Below are 1,546 nucleotides of genomic sequence, written 5' to 3' on the forward strand. Positions count from 1 at the left end.
GTCCACCGAGGCCGCCGAAGCGGTCAGCTCGGCGCCGATGGTCGCGCCCGCCCGCAACGGCGGGCCCGCGGCCTCGGCCGTCGGCAGGGTCATGGCGACGAAGATGTCGCCCAGCGGGGTGGCCTGCCGCAACTCCGCGGTGGTGCCCTCCGGCAACTGGATGTCCTGGCGGATCTGCATCTCCACATCGGCCAGGAACGAGGTCGTGGAAATGCCGGTGACGACACCGATATCGGTGCCACCGATCTTGACGTGGGCCCGGTCGGGCAGGTTCAGCGCGTCGCGGAAGGTGGCGTGCAGGGTGTAGCCGGGCCCGCCGATACCAGGTTCGGGCATCGGCAGTTCGGCCACGGTCATCGAGCACGCGGTGCTCGTCGAAGCGACGGCGGCGGCGCACATGGTGGCCGCCAGAGCCGAGCGAAGGTTCATTTCGTCAGTCCCAACAGCGCGGCGGTCAACCCGAAATCCGGGCCCATATCGGCGATCTTTCCGGTGCGGCACCCGTCGAGGCGCATCTGGACGCGTTCGCAGAACAGCGACAGCGCCTCGCTGTCCAGCACGATCTTGTCGAGCAGACCGTGCAGGCGCAGCGCCTGGCGTTCCCGGCTGACCGCGTTGTCGACGTTCTGGAACAGCAGCGGCGCGACGTCGACGATCTCGGTGAGATTGCGCGCATTGGCCCGCATCTGGGCGGCGATCGCCACGAATTTGGTGAGCGCGCCCGCGAGCTGGTCCTGGTTCTGGCCCAGCACCGACGAGGTATTGGTGATGAAGTCGTCGAGCTGGGTCAGCACCGCTTGCAGGCCGGGGGACTGCTGCCCGAACAGGGCGATCAGTTCGGTGATCCGGCCGCTGAAATCCCGCACGGTCTGGTCGTTCTCGGCGATGATCTGGGTGATCTCGCTCAATTTCACGATGGTGTTGGCGATCTGGTCCTTGTTGGCGAAGGTCACCTCGAACGCGGCCGAGAGTTCGTCGAGTGTTTCGCGCAGCCGGTCGCCGTTGCCGTCGAGCAGCGGGAACAGGACGCGACTGGCCATCGGGCCGGTCTCGCTGCCGCCTTTGAGCGCGTCGCCGAGCTGGTCGAAATTGGCCAGGATCCGGTCGAGTTCGACCGGTGTCCTGGTGCGGGTCAGCGGCAGATGCGCGCCGTCGGCGAGTTCGGGCCCCGACCCGGTGTAGGCGGGGGCCAGTTCGACGTGCCGGTTGGTGATCAGCTGCGGCGAGACCAGCGCCGCCATCGCCTCGGCCGGGATCCGCACATCCCGGTCGATCGACATCACCACTTCCACGTAGCTGCCGCGCGGGGTCACCGAGTCGACGACGCCGACGGGGACGCCGAGTACCGAGACCTGGTTGCCCGCATACAGTCCGGCGACATTCTCGAAGTCGGCGCTGATGCGCTTTTGTTCGCTCAGCATCCGGTTACCGAGCCCGGTCACGCTGTCGGGCAGCAGGGCGCAGCCGGAGGCGAGCAGCGCGGTCAGGCACACCGCCGCCAGCTTGGACGTGTGTCGTGTGTTCATCAGTTGCACCCCTGTACGGC

The 1,546-nt window shown here is 67.7% G+C and carries 2 protein-coding genes; both read right to left on the reverse strand.

All coding sequences use genetic code 11. The annotated features are described in order from the left end of the window. A partial coding sequence (locus ACFWPJ_RS32455) for an MlaD family protein (RefSeq protein ID WP_378857288.1) occupies positions 1–429 on the reverse strand: 429 nt, incomplete at its 3' end. After that, complete coding sequence (locus ACFWPJ_RS32460) at positions 426–1,526, reverse strand: MCE family protein (RefSeq protein ID WP_378857290.1); 1,101 nt, start codon at positions 1,524–1,526, stop codon at positions 426–428. The genes ACFWPJ_RS32460 and ACFWPJ_RS32455, both read right to left, overlap by 4 nt. Positions 1,527–1,546: the final 20 nt, after the last annotated feature.

It is taken from the genome of Nocardia sp. NPDC058497, from assembly GCF_042720195.1.
In the GTDB taxonomy this organism is placed as follows: Bacteria; Actinomycetota; Actinomycetes; order Mycobacteriales; family Mycobacteriaceae; genus Nocardia.

Coding starts and splice junctions, on each gene's coding strand:
- ACFWPJ_RS32460 (WP_378857290.1), bottom strand. CDS start 1,526: ATGAACACACGACACACGTCCAAGCTGGCGGCGGTGTGCCTGACCGCG.